Annotated in this window: 15 protein-coding genes; 6 read left to right on the plus strand and 9 right to left on the minus strand. The window is 66.4% G+C overall.

Features of this window, described 5'->3' with window-relative positions; all coding sequences use genetic code 11:
* Positions 1-93: 93 nt before the first annotated feature.
* Positions 94-2,181: a copper-translocating P-type ATPase gene (locus CXZ05_RS06465; RefSeq protein WP_102971786.1), complete on the minus strand. Its 2,088-nt coding sequence runs from the start codon at positions 2,179-2,181 to the stop codon at positions 94-96.
* Positions 2,182-2,245: 64 nt separating this feature from the next.
* Positions 2,246-2,557: a heavy-metal-associated domain-containing protein gene (locus CXZ05_RS06470; protein ID WP_102971787.1), complete on the minus strand. Its 312-nt coding sequence runs from the start codon at positions 2,555-2,557 to the stop codon at positions 2,246-2,248.
* Between the two features lie 215 nt (positions 2,558-2,772).
* Between CXZ05_RS06470 and CXZ05_RS23055 the strand changes: the two genes are divergently transcribed.
* The gene (locus CXZ05_RS23055; RefSeq protein ID WP_180987301.1) at positions 2,773-2,949 is read left to right on the plus strand and encodes a hypothetical protein; all 177 of its coding nucleotides are present in this window, start codon (positions 2,773-2,775) and stop codon (positions 2,947-2,949) included.
* The gene (locus tag CXZ05_RS06480) at positions 2,931-3,608 is read left to right on the plus strand and encodes a class I SAM-dependent methyltransferase (protein WP_102971789.1); all 678 of its coding nucleotides are present in this window, start codon (positions 2,931-2,933) and stop codon (positions 3,606-3,608) included. The genes CXZ05_RS23055 and CXZ05_RS06480 overlap by 19 nt, the downstream gene beginning before the upstream one ends.
* 63 nt (positions 3,609-3,671) lie before the next feature.
* On the opposite strand, the gene CXZ05_RS06485 is transcribed toward CXZ05_RS06480, so the two are convergent.
* Positions 3,672-4,049: a MarR family winged helix-turn-helix transcriptional regulator gene (locus CXZ05_RS06485; RefSeq protein WP_102971790.1), complete on the minus strand. Its 378-nt coding sequence runs from the start codon at positions 4,047-4,049 to the stop codon at positions 3,672-3,674.
* Between the two features lie 97 nt (positions 4,050-4,146).
* On the opposite strand from CXZ05_RS06485, the gene CXZ05_RS06490 reads away from it, so the two are divergent.
* Positions 4,147-5,595 carry an MFS transporter gene (locus CXZ05_RS06490; RefSeq protein ID WP_102971791.1) on the plus strand — a complete coding sequence of 483 codons (1,449 nt, stop codon included), beginning with the start codon at positions 4,147-4,149 and terminating at the stop codon, positions 5,593-5,595.
* Positions 5,596-5,709: 114 nt separating this feature from the next.
* Here CXZ05_RS06490 and CXZ05_RS06495 read toward each other — a convergent pair whose 3' ends face one another.
* The 3 genes from CXZ05_RS06495 to CXZ05_RS06505 all read right to left on the minus strand — a co-directional run bounded on the left by CXZ05_RS06495 (position 5,710) and on the right by CXZ05_RS06505 (position 7,012).
* Entirely contained in the window at positions 5,710-6,105 is a 396-nt protein-coding gene (locus CXZ05_RS06495) for a response regulator transcription factor (protein WP_102971916.1), read from the minus strand.
* A gap of 148 nt (positions 6,106-6,253) precedes the next feature.
* On the minus strand, positions 6,254-6,607 hold the full coding sequence (locus tag CXZ05_RS06500; protein WP_102971792.1) for a DUF202 domain-containing protein: 354 nt from the start codon (positions 6,605-6,607) through the stop codon (positions 6,254-6,256).
* 3 nt (positions 6,608-6,610) lie between these two features.
* The gene (locus CXZ05_RS06505; protein WP_102971793.1) at positions 6,611-7,012 is read right to left on the minus strand and encodes a YidH family protein; all 402 of its coding nucleotides are present in this window, start codon (positions 7,010-7,012) and stop codon (positions 6,611-6,613) included.
* Between the two features lie 216 nt (positions 7,013-7,228).
* On the opposite strand from CXZ05_RS06505, the gene CXZ05_RS06510 reads away from it, so the two are divergent.
* Positions 7,229-9,577: a multicopper oxidase domain-containing protein gene (locus tag CXZ05_RS06510; protein WP_102971794.1), complete on the plus strand. Its 2,349-nt coding sequence runs from the start codon at positions 7,229-7,231 to the stop codon at positions 9,575-9,577.
* A 57-nt stretch (positions 9,578-9,634) separates the two neighbouring features.
* Here the strand turns inward: CXZ05_RS06510 and CXZ05_RS06515 are convergent, their stop codons facing one another.
* Positions 9,635-10,147, minus strand: coding sequence for a glyoxalase/bleomycin resistance/extradiol dioxygenase family protein (locus tag CXZ05_RS06515; RefSeq protein WP_102971795.1), 513 nt, complete (start codon positions 10,145-10,147; stop codon positions 9,635-9,637).
* A 65-nt stretch (positions 10,148-10,212) separates the two neighbouring features.
* Between CXZ05_RS06515 and CXZ05_RS06520 the strand changes: the two genes are divergently transcribed.
* Complete coding sequence (locus CXZ05_RS06520) at positions 10,213-11,004, plus strand: helix-turn-helix transcriptional regulator (protein WP_102971796.1); 792 nt, start codon at positions 10,213-10,215, stop codon at positions 11,002-11,004.
* A 15-nt stretch (positions 11,005-11,019) separates the two neighbouring features.
* Here the strand turns inward: CXZ05_RS06520 and CXZ05_RS06525 are convergent, their stop codons facing one another.
* Positions 11,020-11,820: a hypothetical protein gene (locus CXZ05_RS06525; protein ID WP_258006472.1), complete on the minus strand. Its 801-nt coding sequence runs from the start codon at positions 11,818-11,820 to the stop codon at positions 11,020-11,022.
* 554 nt (positions 11,821-12,374) lie between these two features.
* Here CXZ05_RS06525 and CXZ05_RS06530 point away from each other — a divergent pair.
* Complete coding sequence (locus CXZ05_RS06530; RefSeq protein ID WP_102971798.1) at positions 12,375-13,016, plus strand: hypothetical protein; 642 nt, start codon at positions 12,375-12,377, stop codon at positions 13,014-13,016.
* 26 nt (positions 13,017-13,042) lie between these two features.
* On the opposite strand, the gene CXZ05_RS06535 is transcribed toward CXZ05_RS06530, so the two are convergent.
* Entirely contained in the window at positions 13,043-13,645 is a 603-nt protein-coding gene (locus tag CXZ05_RS06535; protein ID WP_102971799.1) for a TetR/AcrR family transcriptional regulator, read from the minus strand.
* Between the last annotated feature and the right edge of the window lie 15 nt (positions 13,646-13,660).

Consider the following 13,660-nt stretch of genomic DNA (forward strand, 5'->3'; position numbering starts at 1 on the left):
AGGTCCTTCAAAATTGTCGGGGCGCGGAGGCGCCACAAGGAGGGGGCGGGAGCGGGCATGGGTGCGCCGAAAGGGCCGCTGTGTGTCCGGGGTTCAACGAGCCTGGGACGGGTTCAGTTTCACCCGTCGCAGCAGCTGGGCGTTCAGGGCGACGACGATCGTGGAGGCGGACATCAGCACGGCCCCGGCGGCGGGGGACAGGACGACACCGGCAAAGGCCAGGACCCCGGCGGCCAGCGGCACGGAGAGGACGTTGTATCCGGTGGCCCAGACCAGGTTCTGCCACATCTTCCGGTAGCTGGCCCGGGACAGGTCCACCATGGACAACACGGCCCGTGGATCGTTGCCGGCCAGCACCACCCCTGCCGATTCCATCGCCACGTCGGTGCCGGCACCGATCGCTATCCCGACCTCGGCCCGGGCCAGTGCCGGGGAGTCGTTGACGCCGTCTCCGACCATGGCGACCTTCAGGCCACGGGCCTGGAGTTCGGCGACCTTCTTGTCCTTATCGGCGGGCAGGACTTCGGCGAAGACCTCGTCGATGCCCAGCTCTGCGGCCACTGACTGGGCGACCTGCCGGGCGTCGCCGGTGACCATGGCCACCTTGATGCCGCGGCTCTGCAGGGCGGCCACGGCCTGGCGTGATTCGTCGCGGACGGCGTCCTCCAGGCTCACCGCACCGAGGATGCGGTTGCCGTCGAGGACGTGGAGCACGGCAGCGCCGCGGTCCATCCAGCCCCGCGTGGAGGCAGCCAGCTCCGCCGGTTCGGTGATGCCGGATTCGCGAAGCAGTGCCGGTCCGCCCACCTCCAGCGTCCGGCCGTCAACGGTTGCGCGGACACCGCGTCCTGTCATGGACACGAAACCGGTGGCATGCGGAACCCGGAGTCCCTGTTGCCGTGCTGCACGGACAATCGCCCGGGCAACGGGGTGTTCGCTGTCCGACTCGACGGCTGCCGCCAGGGCCAGGAGTTCTTCCCGGTTCACGCCTTCAACAGCGGTTGCGTCCTTGAGTTCGGGTTCGCCTTTGGTCAGGGTGCCGGTTTTGTCGAACAGGACGACGTCGATGGTCCGCATCCGTTCCAGTGCCATCCGGTTCTTGATCAGCACCCCGGCCCGGGCGGCCTGCTCTGTGGAAATCGCGATCACCAAGGGGATGGCCAGGCCCAGGGCGTGCGGGCAGGCGATCACCAGCACGGTGACGGTGCGGGTCACGGCATCGGGAACGCTGCCCAGCAGGGTCCAGACGATGAAGGTGATGACGCCGGCGCCGGCGGCGAAGTAGAACAGGAACGCCGCGGCGCGGTCGGCCAGGGCCTGCGCGCGGGACGAGGAGGCCTGCGCCTCGGCGACCAGTCGCTGAATGCCGGCCAAAGCCGTGTCGTCGCCGACGGCGGTGACCCGGACCCGGACGGTGTTGTCTGTCGCGACCGTGCCGGCGACAACAGGGTCGCCCGCGGAACGGGTGACGGTCTTGGACTCGCCCGTGATCATTGACTCGTCGAATTCGGCCGTGCCCTCAGTTACGGTGCCGTCGGCCGGCATCCGGGCGCCGGAGCGGACCAGGACCAGGTCCCCGGCACGGAGCTCCGCGACGCTGACTGTTTCGGTGCCCGCCCCGGTGATGCGTTCGGCCTCATCCGGCAGCAGCGCGGCCAAGGCATCGAGGGCGCCCTGGGCGGAGCCGAGGGCACGCATTTCAATCCAGTGGCCCAGCAGCATGATGGCCACGAGCAGGGCCAGCTCCCACCAGAAATCCAGATCGAAGCCGCCGATGCCAAGGCTCGTCACCCAGGAGGCAACGAAGGCGACACTGATGGCCATGCCGATCAGGAGCATCATGCCGGGTTGCCGAGCCTTCAGCTCGTTCAGCCCGCCCTTCAGGAACGGCATCCCGCCGTAGAAGAAGATGACCGTGCCCAGGGCGGGCGGGATCCACGCCGCCCCGGGGAACTCGGGCGGCATGTAGCCGAGGATGTGCGCGAACATTGGGCTGAAGTACACCACCGGGACCGACAGGACTAGGGTGAGCCAAAACCGGTTCTTGAACATGACCGTGCTGTGCCCGGCATGCTGGCCCTGCGTGTGGACCATGTGGTCGTCGTGGGTGTCATGCCCCGCCTGCAGGCTGTGTTCGGCCGTGGCCGTCCGCGGCGCTAGGTGTGAGGTGTGGTCTTCCATGATTCCTCCTTGAGGAGATCAGGCCCGCCCCGGAATCAAAATCCGGGGCGGAGCCGTGTGCCGGTCAGCTGGTGTGAACGCTGTGTTCGGCCGAGTTGACTGTTTCGCGGACAGCGGCCTCGTCGGCGCTTCCGGAGATCCGCAGGCGGGACAGGCCGCCCGCAATGAGTTCGACGGCGGCGTCGGCCACGCCGTCCAAGGCCAAGACTGCCTCTTGGACCGATGCGACACAGTGGCCGCAGGTCAGCCCTTCCAGGAGGTACTCGGCCTCCGCCGCCGGATCAGCATCCGGCCCAGAGAGCTGTCGGGGCGGGCAGCAGCAGCCGGCAAGGCCGGTGGTCAGCGGCAGGTCAGGACCCTTGCTTGATTCACGCATGTCAGTTCCATTCCACGAAGACGGATGGGTGCGCTGGGGTTGAACGGCTGTGACGGGGCGGGAGACCCCTGGACATACCACTTCACTGACAACATAAAAGAAATATACCCCCGGGGGGTATCTTCGTCAAGGGGTCGGTTTAGTCCCTGTTTGGGGCGGCAACCGCGCTGCCCGTGAGAAGCTGTGCGAAGCACCAAATGCTCACAGGGGGAAACATGCTTGGAATTGTCGCAGCCGTGCTGACGTTCGCGGTGCCCGCGATGATCATCGCAACGGCGCTGTACTGGATTATCCGCCTGGGGGTGAAGCACGGACTCAGGTCGTATGACGCGGAAAAGCTCGAAGCTCAGAGACGGCGCGAGGAGTCAACGGCATGGACAACGCGGACCTGACCGGTGGTGGTGCGCTGAAGCACCTGCAGCATCCGCGGTTCGCCCGCGCCTACGCACGCGCTGTTGAACGGATGAACCGCCGCGGGGCCACCGAACACCGCCGCCGGATGCTGGCCGGCCTGTACGGGGAGGTGATCGAGATCGGCGCGGGGGACGGATCCGCCTTTGCGCTCTACCCGCCGGCAGTCACGCACGTTCTGGCGCTGGAGCCGGACGACTACCTCCGGAGCCTCGCCCTGGACCGCGCCGTTACCGCCCCCGTCAAAGTGACGGTGAAGCCGGCTGCAGCCGAGCGCATCCCGGCCGACGACGGCAGTGCAGATGCCGTCGTCGCCAGCCTTGTGCTGTGCAGCGTCGCGGACCAGGCAGCCGTCCTCGCCGAAATCCGGCGCGTCCTGCGCCCGGGCGGGACCTTGGCCTACTACGAACATGTCCGCTCTGACCGCCCTGTCCTGGCCGCCGTCGAAGACCTGCTGACACCGGCGTGGCAGCGCCTGGCCGGAGGATGCCACCCCAACCGGGAGACACTCGGCGCCATCACCGCGGCCGGCCTCAGCATCCGGGACAACCGGCGTTTCGGCTTCGCCGTCCAGTCGATGACCCCGCCAGTAGCGCATATCCTCGGCCACGCCACCAGCCCGGGGCCGCCCGCTGATTGAGCCTGTCGAAATCCAGGTCCTGACGGGCAAACAGTACGACGGCGGAACCCCCGATTTGGCGGCTCAGGACAGGTTTTCCTTGAGCAGCGCGCGGTGTTCGACGGCGGCCGCCTGGTGGAGCTTCCGGCCCGCCGCCGTGAGTTCGAGGTACAGCGAACGGCGGTCGTCAGCACAGGACTGGCGGGTGAGCAGGCCGGCCTTCTCCAGCCGGTCCACCACCTTGGAGACGGCGCTCTGGCTCATGGGGGTCCGTTCGCCGAGTTCCTTCATCCGGCACGACGCCTTGCTGTTCTCCGCCACGAGGTCCAGGATCTCGAACTCGTTCAGGCCGATGTCGAATTTGGCTTCCAGCGCCCGGTCAAGGGCGCACGAAGTGCGGAAGTACGCATCCTGGATGCTGCGCCATTGCTCAACCAGCAGGCGGTCCGTCATTGAAGCCATGCCCCGATTTTAGCCGAAAGGCGAACTCAAGTCCACGTCATAATATTCCGCGTCATATTCCTTGTCATTCAATGACGCGTCATATAGATTTCTGGACATGACATCACCTACCACCCTCGAACGAACTGCCGGACCCATGGCCGCGGCCGTCCGCTGGACCCGGGCCCAGTGGCTCCTGCTGATGGTTGTCTGCACCGTCCTGGCCCTGGACGGTCTGGATGTGTCCATGGTGGGCGTCGCCCTGCCTTCCATCGGGCACGAACTGAACCTCGGCACGGACGCCCTGCAGTGGATTGTCTCCGCCTACGTCCTGGGCTACGGCAGCCTGCTGCTCCTGGGTGGCCGGCTCGCCGACCTCCTGGGCCGCCGCCGCATCTTCCTCATCGCCCTCTCGGTCTTCGCGGCCGCCTCCCTGCTGGGCGGACTCGTGGATGACCCCGCCATCCTCATCGCCACGCGGTTCGTGAAGGGTTTGGCTGCCGCCTTCACAGCGCCTACTGGCTTCTCCATCATCACCACCAACTTCGCCGAGGGCCGCGAGCGGAACAAGGCACTTTCCATCTTCACCACGTTCGGTGCCAGCGGCTTCTCCCTGGGGCTCGTCGTCGGCGGCCTCATGACCAGCCTGAGCTGGCGCTGGACGTTCCTGGTCTCCGTGCCGATCGCGGTCCTGGTGGTCATCCTGGGCAACCGCTTCATCCCGCGCGATACCCCGGATGCCACGGACAGCGGCCACGACATCTGGGGCGCCGTCACCCTGGCGCTGGGCATGCTGGGGCTCGTTTACACGCTGGTGTCCGCGCCGGACCAGGGGTGGGGATCTGTGGCAACAATCGCCGGATTCATCATCTCTGCCGCGGTGCTGGCGGCCTTCGCCGTCATCGAGAACAAGGTCAAGCACCCGCTCATCCGCTTCGGCATCCTGCGCGAGGGCTGGGTGGCCCGGGCCAATCTCAGTGCGGTGGGGCTGTTCGGCTCCTACCTCAGCTTCCAGTTCATCGTGACACTTTTCCTGCAGTCCGCCCTGGGGTGGAGCCCGCTGGCGATGGCCCTGGCCCTGCTGCCCACCGGACTGATCGTGGCCACCAGCGCGCCGTTCGCCGACCGGCTGATTAACGTGTTCGGTGCCACCCGGCTGATCCTGGCCGGACTGGCCTCCATGGGCCTCGGCTACGTCCTGTTCCTCCGCGTGGGCACCACACCCAACTACGCCCTGGACATCCTGCCCTCGATTATCCTGCTGGGCGTCGGCTTTGCCCTGGCCTTCCCGTCCATCAACGTCCAGGCCACCGCGGGCATCAGGGACTCGGAGCAGGGCCTGGCCGCCGGGCTCATCCAGACCAGCACCCAGGTGGGGGCCGCCCTGGTCCTGGCAGTCACCACCGCCATGGTCAGTGGGCATTCCGACGGCGGCACCGTCCCCAGTGCCGCAGCCATGCTGGAGCAGTACCGGCCGGGCCTGGTGCTGAGTGCCGCCGTCGCCATCGCGGCGCTGCTGGTAGCGGCTGTGCCGGCCCGACGGCGGGCGGCCGCCCTGGCTGCCTAGCCCTTGATGTCGCAGTCAGGCGAACCTGGTTGTTGCGGCCCTCGCCGTCTGGTCCGCCAGCCGCACACCTGGGAGGGCGGGGGCTCCTCAGCGCACCGCATGATGTCAACGGAGCTATACTGCGTGGTGAACCGGGCCCGCGGTCCCGGTGGCAAGCAGCGCCTCGATCCGGGTCCGCAGTTCCCTGGGCCGGAATGGCTTCGTGACGTACTCGTCGGCCCCGCGGTGCAGCGCTTCGTCGATATCCGATTTGTCGGCGCGGCCCGTGAGCATCACCACCCGGGCGGAGCTGAACGGCCGGATGCGCCGCAAGACTTCGAAACCGTCGACGTCCGGAAGGCCGACGTCGATGGTAACAACGCGGGGATGCTGGCGCCGCACCAGATCGACCCCCTCAAGCCCGCTGGCCGCGGTGTAGACGGCAAATCCCGTGTGCTCCAGGACTGCCCGCAGAAGATTTCGCATATCCGCGTCGTCCTCAATAACTACTGCCACTCCCAAGCTGGTCATGGTCAACTCCACGTCTGGCGAATCCTTGAACCGGCCCAGCACCAGCTCTAAGTTCGCCCACACCACACGGTACAAGCGTGGGAGTCTTTTTTCAGCATAAAATTTGTCGGATTTGAAAATGCGCTTTCATGAAGCGCGGCTCACCCGGTCAGGACAGCACCAGCCAGATGCCCAGCGCTCCAAGCACGACGCAGGCGCCGGCGGTCCAGAAGACGGCTGTCGTGTCCGGAGCCAGGTGTCCCGCCCTGATCCCTTCGATGCTGCGCCGGTAGCGCCGCCGCTGGGTGGCATAGATGCCGGTCCCGGCGGCGATGGTGAGGCCGAACATCGCCAGCACGAACGGCCCCTGGTCCGGGAGCCAGCGCAGGCTCATAGCGCTCGCGGCAATCAGCGTCAGGACTGTCCGGCCCCACGCGAGCGCTGTGCGCTCGGGCTGCAGCCCCGGGTCGCCGTCGAGCGGGCCGTTACCTGGGAGGGGAGCGGTGGCCGGGTTTTCGTCCATGGTTCAGGCAAGAACGACGACGGCGATCACCACCGCCGCCGCGACGGCGCAGCCGGCGGCGAGCAGCGGACCAATCAGGGGCAGGGGCAGCGGCCGGTTCGAGCGCAGACTGCTCTCCACCCGCAGCCAGCGAATGGCGGACCCGGCGCTGAGCAGCATGCCCAGCAGGAGGAGCAGGACTGCCAGTCCGCGGCGTACGGGCTCGGGGAAGACATCGGTGGTGAAGGCCTCCACGGCAATGCCGCCGGCCAGGAGCGCCAGGGACGTGCGGATCCAGGCCAGGAAGGTCCGTTCGTTGGCCAGGGTGAACCGCGGGTCCGGCTCGGTGCCGCCGGGCAGGAGCTTTTCGGCGAAGCGGCTTCTGCGGGGGTCGGGGTCGGACGGCGATGGCGGGGTGGATGGCACGGTGACAGTCTAGCCAGTGCTGTTCGGCCGCCCCTGAACCACCTCCCCCGCGGGCATAGGCCAGGTCACATGTCAGGACATGGCGGGTCCCGAAGGTGCCGCAAGTTTTCCCTAGGTTGCCCCGAGCAACATGAAGCTCTCTGTTATCGCAATTGGGGGCGACATGGACCTGTTCTTTTCAGTTAATCCCGGTCTCCAATACACAGGAGGTCGGCAATGGCAGTCCTAGATGTCCACATCAACGACGGATATGTTCCCATGGTGGACGGATCGCTGGTCTACCACCGTGGTTTCGGGGACCGCCGCACAGCATTGAACGATCCGGCGCCGGCGCTGGCGATGACGCAACGGGTCATCACCGCGAACGGCCGCCTGGTGACCAGCCGGACATATCCGCTGGGCGCGCCGCTGCCTCCGCATGGGAGGCCCACGCCCTTGCGGCCCGACCCTGCCTTCGCCCGGCAGTTCCTTGCCCGGCGTGGCTACTGGGCCAGCTTCTTTCCGCCCCGGACGCTGATTGCCGAGACGGGCAGCACCATCGAGATCATGCTGCACAACAACCTCGCACAGCTGCACGAGATGCGGTTCCACCGTGCGGGACCGGGCGGGGCCGACGTCGGATCCGGACCGGTAGCGCCGGGCACATCGAAGCTGCTGCGGTTTCCGGCGCCTCCGCCCGGGACCTACCTGTACACGGACCCGGGCAACCAGCCGGTGGAACGGACCCTGGGTCTCTATGGGGCCCTGGTGGTGATCGATCCCCGCAACGCGTGGCGGCTGGCGCCCGGCGCGGCTGAGTTCGAGCGCCAGTGGCTGTGGCTGTGCCATGACGTGGACTCCAACTGGGCGCGCATCTCATCGAGGGGGCAGACGGTGAATCCGCTCGCCACCCCGGCGGTGCCGGACTACTTCACCATCAACGGGTTCGCCGGGTTCCAGTCGCTGGCCGTCACCACTGACCTGGAGTTCAACGAACGGCGGCATCAGGACACCCTGCCCTCGGGCCATCCGCGCGAGACCGACGTGCGCAACTTCAGCGCGTCCCCGTCCGCCGGGGCCATCCGCACCGGGCACCTCATGCGGATGCTTAACGCCGGCATTGTGGACCACCAGCTGCACTACCACGGCAACCACGTGTGGACCGTGCGCTCCAACGGCATCGACTTTCCACGGTCCCACGGCCTAGTGACGCCCAAGGGCGACGTGGTTCTCCAGCAGTGGGAGGACACCGTCCAGCTGCAGCCGCTGGACCGCAAGGAGTCCATCCTCCCGGTCAGACGGCCGCCGGACGCGGTCGACCAGGTGTGGAACGCCAGGGACAAGGACTGGACGTACCCCATGCACTGCCACGCGGAGCCGTCCCAGACAGCCCGCGGCGGCCTCTACCCCGGCGGGCTCGTGGCGGACTGGGTGCTGGCCGGCCAGCCCGCCCCGGTGCAAGGGACGCCGCCCACGGCCGCAGACCCCCACCACACATTCCGCAGCCAGGTGGACTTCTCCTCCGACCAGCCCCACGAGGGCAGCCCGGAAACCGAGTTTCCGCTGAAGCCTGACGTTTCCCTGGAGATGGACTTCTTCAACCGAAAGTTCGATTTTCCCGACGGCTCTGAGCACGAGATGTGGAGCTTCGAGGGCAACAAGTTCGGGCGCCAGATCCCCGGGACCACGGTGCGGATGCAGGAGGGCCAACTCTTCCAGGCCACCATCAAGCCCAGCAAAAGGGTCCACACCATCCACTGGCACGGCATCGAGCCTGACCCCCGCAACGACGGCGTGGGCCACACCTCCTTCGAGGTCACGGGGCACTACACGTACCAGTGGAGGACGGATGTCGCCCAACGGGGCAATCCGAACCGCGGTGCGGCGGGCACGTACTTCTACCATTGCCATGTCAACACCCCGCTGCACGTCCAGATGGGGATGTTCGGTCCCATCGTCGTCGATCCCCCGCCCAACCCGGCCATGCCGGCGCCCGCCGGGACCCGGCGTCATTCGTTTGAAGGTCCGCTGTATGACATCGCCACTGAAACCCTGATCGCGCCGTACTCCCTTGACCCGCGGTGGCACGAGCTGAACCATGCAGCGGGGCTTAATGGCGAGGATGCGGGGCTGAACCGCTTCGAGCCGAAGCACTTCTTCCTCCTTGGCGGCAACATCCCCAGCAGGCCCAGGGGCGATGACGTAGTGTGGGCGATTTCCCAGATGCGGGCCAACGTGGTGCGGAACGGCAAGTACCCGACGCTGGTGCGCATGCTGAACGTGGACTACTTTCCTACGCAGACGGTGATCACGGATGCGGCGGGCAGGCCGGCCAGGATCGCCGAGCTGATCGCCCACGACGGCCGGCCTTTCTGGACGACGCCCACCACCACGGGTCCTGCGGTGCAGCCCTCGATGGCCGGTCAGCCGCTCCTGACCAACATTGTTAAGTCCGGCGCCGCGGAGAAGTTCGACTTCCTGCTGCGCCCGCCGTCACCGGGGAAATACACCATCAGCATCAGCTTCCTGCACTGGCTCACGTCGGAAGTACTTGCCACCCGCACCGTCACAGTCACCGCGGTCTGATCGGGCGGATCGCACTGCCGGACCAGCATCCGCCAGCCCGGATGCGGGTCCCCGGCGTCAGCCCTGCTGCGCCGCCCATTCTTCGACCCGGCGGTTGCTCTCCTCTTCGGAGAGGTCTTCCACCCGGGTCATGATGGACCAGCGGACGCCGAACGGGTCCCGGATGCTGGCGTACCGGTCGCCGGAGACAAACGTGGCCAGCGGCTCGCGGATCGTAGCCCCGGCCTGTGCTGCGCGCTGCACCAGGGCGTCGGCGTCCGGGCAGTAGAGGCCAAGGGAGTAGCAGGCATTTTCGCCCTCCGGCGCCGGAACCAGGTGGTATTCGGGGTTGGGTTCGCCGAGCTGGAGGTGGCCGTTTCCGAAGTCGAGTTCCGCGTGGACCACCACTCCGCCCATCTCGGTGGCGCCGACCACGCGGGCGCCGAACACGTCCTTGTAGAAGGCGATCGCTTCCCTGGCGTTGGTCACGGCAAGGAACGGGGTGAGGCTCGTCAGGCCGTTCGGGATTCCGTGCGTGGTGTGCTCTCCGTGGGCGGCCGCGGCGGATTCGGTGCTTGTAGTATCTGTCATGTCTATGACGCTACGTGCCCTGCCAGCGGCGGCGCTTGGAGATTCGCGACAGTCTGAGGGGACCAATGGAGAGTTCGTTCAAGGGGATCCTTTACCCGGCGCGGCTTCCCAGCTTTCACCGCCTTCCGGCGCCGGCCGCCGTGGCGGAGCTAGTCCAGTGGTTCTGGATCCCCGAGTGGGACATCGAGCCCGGCCGCACCTCCCGCCAGCAGCTGATCGCATACCCCGGCTCGAACCTCGTGGTGCAGCCTGAGCGGGTGGTCTGCTCCGGCCCGACAACGCGGGCGGCCCATCGGGACCTTGCTGGACGGGGCTGGGCGGTTGGTGCGCTGCTGCGTCCGGCGGCCGTGCCGCTGTTCACCGATGATCCCGCCAGCCTGCGGGACACGGAACTGGCCGTGGCTGCGGAAGGGCTGCATCTTTCCGTCTCGGAGGTCATGGACACGCACGACGGCGATGCCCGCCGGGAGCGGGCAGTGGATGCCTTTGTGCGGTGGCTGGCTAGCTTGGCAGGGCCTGGGGTGTCCGAGGAGGCGCTGCTGGCCAACCGGCTGATGGATGTCATTGGTTCGGACGCCTCTGTAATCCGGGTGGAGGACGCGGCGTCTGCGCTGGCGGTTTCGCAGCGGACTCTGCAGCGTGTGGCCAGGAAGTACGTCGGCCTCAGCCCTGCCGCGCTGATCCGCCGTCGACGGCTTCAGGACGCTGCCGAGCGGACGCGGCTGGATCCGTCAGCGGACCTGGCAGCGATAGCTGCCGAGCTTGGGTACGCCGACCACGCACACCTGACGAATGACTTTCAGAAGTACCTGGGCTTCACCCCGAGTGCGTACAGGCGGGCGGTTGCCGGGGATTGAGCGCGTCGAAATCCCCTAGCCGTCGGTAGAGGGCTCAAATGAGGTACGCGTTCCTGCGTCCGTGCCCTTGCCCGAGCCCGACGTGCGAACGAACTTCCAGTTGAAGGACCCGTCATCTTTGAGGGTCATCCGAAGGAACCCGTGGGTTTTGTCGAACCGCTTTGCGATGAAGGGCGGGCTGTTCGTGAAGGCGCGGAGGCCGATCCCTCCCGTGGAAACCTGGAACGCTGTCATCCCGTCACTGACGCACTGATCCTCGTTGTTGACCGGACATGTGCGTTCGTAGTTGTGTTGTGACCCTGACAGGGTCAGACGGACCCGGTGCTTGTACATCACGTCGATCCACGGCTTGTGGTCCAAGGCCCGCTCGTGTTCGTCCGTGTCCGATGTGAAGTACGGTTCGTGGTACACAACTGCCAGGTACTTACCCGCCGCCTGGGCAGCAGTGAGGTTGTCGTCCAGCCACGTCGTCAACGCCTCAGCGTGCTCGGGGTCGTACCGCCAGTGCGCGGATGACAGGAACACGAAGTGCCAGTTCCCGAAGTCCTTCGAGTACGGATCCCCGTTCCCGATGAACCCGCGCTGCTGGTTGATCGCAGCCTTCGCCGGGGCGCCCGGGCATTGGCCATTCATGAAGTTGTCGAGGTCCTCGTTACGGCCCGGTTCCCAGTCGTGGTTGGGGGCGGACACCCAGTACAGCTTGGGCTTGGTGCCACCCCATAGCGGCGTCCAGTACTTCACGTAGTCAGCGCAGTGCGGGGTGGCGTACTGGAAGTCCCCGAGCCCCAGGAACGCGTCAATCTGGTTCGTCTGCACCAGCCGGGTGATAGCCGCCCCATTCAGACCGGACGGGCTATCACGGTCAATGGTCCTGACGCCGTTCATGTCACCGACAGCAGCGATCCGAACATCAGGCGCGGGGATCCGAGGCTTGCGTGGTGACAGTGGGGGTGGCACAACGAAGGTAGTACCAGTAGTTGGTAGCGGCACCTCCTCCGGGGTATTCCCACCGCCGATAGCGAGGGACGCGACCCAAAGGCCTGTCACGCCCAGGAGGATGGCGGACGTTCCTGCGATAACACGATTGCGACGCATGGGGCCGAGCGCCTCCTTCCTGGGGGTGCGGTGTGCACTCCTGGCGGGACGGGCGGCGGACTGGGTTAGGTAGCCAGATCCGGAGGGTGAACCCACGGCCACCGCCGTCCCAGTCGAAGTTTCAGTCCGCGTCCTTGGAATCAGCGTGGAGCACCTTGGGAATCTAAGGCGCCACGGGGCGCTCGAGTCCAAACTGCTCCACTGTTTTCCCAACCTTAGCCTCATACGATCCGATGACCCTGCGGACTCGCGAACCTAGGAAAGAGAGAGGCGCCATGAAAAAGACAGCACTCGGAGTACTGGCCCTGGCCGGAACTCTCGTCGTTCAACTCGCCGGCGCCGGACCGAGCACCGCGGCGGACCGACTCACCACGAAAACGGACATGAGAGGCGAGGGAGTGACCGCGGAATTCGTCCGCACGGAGGGGTGCATCCAGACGAACGTCAGCGTGTTCGGCAGCGTCTTCACAGCCCGCGGAGCGACCCCGCCCGAGAAGGTAGGCTTCGTGTCGGTCACGCAGGTTAACACCTGCACACTTGCGACACTGATAGACGGGTCGGGGGATGCGACTACGCTGAACCTGGCGGTTCCGAACGGGCTTTCTAACGGGCGCCTGAGGATGTCCATGGAATTCACGAACTATGCCGACTCCGAGAACCCGGTAGTTTCGGCGATGACGGCCGACCTGTCCTTCAAAGCTACGGCTCAGGCGGCCAAAACGTCTGAAAAGTCCAAATCCCGTTCCGAGGACGTCCGCTTTGAATCGTCGGAAAAGACCAAGGCCCGGCCCGTCTCTGCCGCCGGCACGGTGACGCTCGGGGACCAAAAGGTCCTTTCGCCGGATACTTCGTCGATCTCCGGGACGGCCGGCTCGGTGCTCAGCAAAGAGAAGACAGTAACCCGACCGGTGAAGTAGCGCTCTTGGCGCTTCCGGGCGGACGGTCAGCGCGGCAGCAGGACGCGGACCTGGGTTCTGATGTCCTGGACGATGTCGTTGACCGTGCTGGCAATATGGATGGGGGTTGCCATGGCGAGGAACGTGATCGCGGAGGCGATTCGTGCCAGCGTCGCTGCGTCGCTGGGGCTAATGCGCTGGTCCTGTCGCAGCACTGCAGTGATGGCGGCCTCGGTCTGTACGGTGAGGGCAAGAGCGTCGCGGTGGTGGGGCTCCTCGGGGTCCCCGAAGACCATCTCGCGCAGGTAGGTGCGCCCGTTGTCTATTTGGATTCGGTTGCACTCTACGATGGGGCGGACGATCGCCATCACCGCTTCGAGTATGTCCGGAGTGCCCTCTGCGGCTGTTCTGCCTCGCTCGAGCGCGTCGGTGTAGCTGGAGTTTTGCACGAGCAGGAGGAGCTCACCCTTGGTCTTGGCGTAGAGGAACAAGGTACCCGTACCGATGTCGGCTTTGTCGGCGATTTGCTGCGTGGTGACTTCATCGACTCCGTGCTCGGAGAACAGCTCGCGGGCGGCGGCCGTGATGCGGTCGAGCTTCTGCTGTTTGTTCCGCTCGCGCCGGCCGGGCGGTTGTGGGGCGCGGGCCATCACGGGAGTCCTCCG

The sequence above is a fragment of the Arthrobacter sp. AFG20 genome, assembly GCF_002892795.1.
In the GTDB taxonomy this organism is placed as follows: Bacteria; Actinomycetota; Actinomycetes; order Actinomycetales; family Micrococcaceae; genus Arthrobacter.

Excerpts from the sequence above, each read along its gene's own strand:
- CXZ05_RS06465 (WP_102971786.1), bottom strand. The coding sequence starts at position 2,181 with ATGGAAGACCACACCTCACACCTAGCGCCGCGGACGGCCACGGCCGAA.
- CXZ05_RS06470 (WP_102971787.1), bottom strand. The coding sequence starts at position 2,557 with ATGCGTGAATCAAGCAAGGGTCCTGACCTGCCGCTGACCACCGGCCTT.
- CXZ05_RS23055 (WP_180987301.1), top strand. The coding sequence starts at position 2,773 with ATGCTTGGAATTGTCGCAGCCGTGCTGACGTTCGCGGTGCCCGCGATG.
- CXZ05_RS06480 (WP_102971789.1), top strand. The coding sequence starts at position 2,931 with ATGGACAACGCGGACCTGACCGGTGGTGGTGCGCTGAAGCACCTGCAG.
- CXZ05_RS06485 (WP_102971790.1), bottom strand. The coding sequence starts at position 4,049 with ATGGCTTCAATGACGGACCGCCTGCTGGTTGAGCAATGGCGCAGCATC.
- CXZ05_RS06490 (WP_102971791.1), top strand. The coding sequence starts at position 4,147 with ATGACATCACCTACCACCCTCGAACGAACTGCCGGACCCATGGCCGCG.
- CXZ05_RS06495 (WP_102971916.1), bottom strand. The coding sequence starts at position 6,105 with ATGACCAGCTTGGGAGTGGCAGTAGTTATTGAGGACGACGCGGATATG.
- CXZ05_RS06500 (WP_102971792.1), bottom strand. The coding sequence starts at position 6,607 with ATGGACGAAAACCCGGCCACCGCTCCCCTCCCAGGTAACGGCCCGCTC.
- CXZ05_RS06510 (WP_102971794.1), top strand. The coding sequence starts at position 7,229 with ATGGCAGTCCTAGATGTCCACATCAACGACGGATATGTTCCCATGGTG.
- CXZ05_RS06515 (WP_102971795.1), bottom strand. The coding sequence starts at position 10,147 with ATGACAGATACTACAAGCACCGAATCCGCCGCGGCCGCCCACGGAGAG.
- CXZ05_RS06520 (WP_102971796.1), top strand. The coding sequence starts at position 10,213 with ATGGAGAGTTCGTTCAAGGGGATCCTTTACCCGGCGCGGCTTCCCAGC.
- CXZ05_RS06530 (WP_102971798.1), top strand. The coding sequence starts at position 12,375 with ATGAAAAAGACAGCACTCGGAGTACTGGCCCTGGCCGGAACTCTCGTC.
- CXZ05_RS06535 (WP_102971799.1), bottom strand. The coding sequence starts at position 13,645 with ATGGCCCGCGCCCCACAACCGCCCGGCCGGCGCGAGCGGAACAAACAG.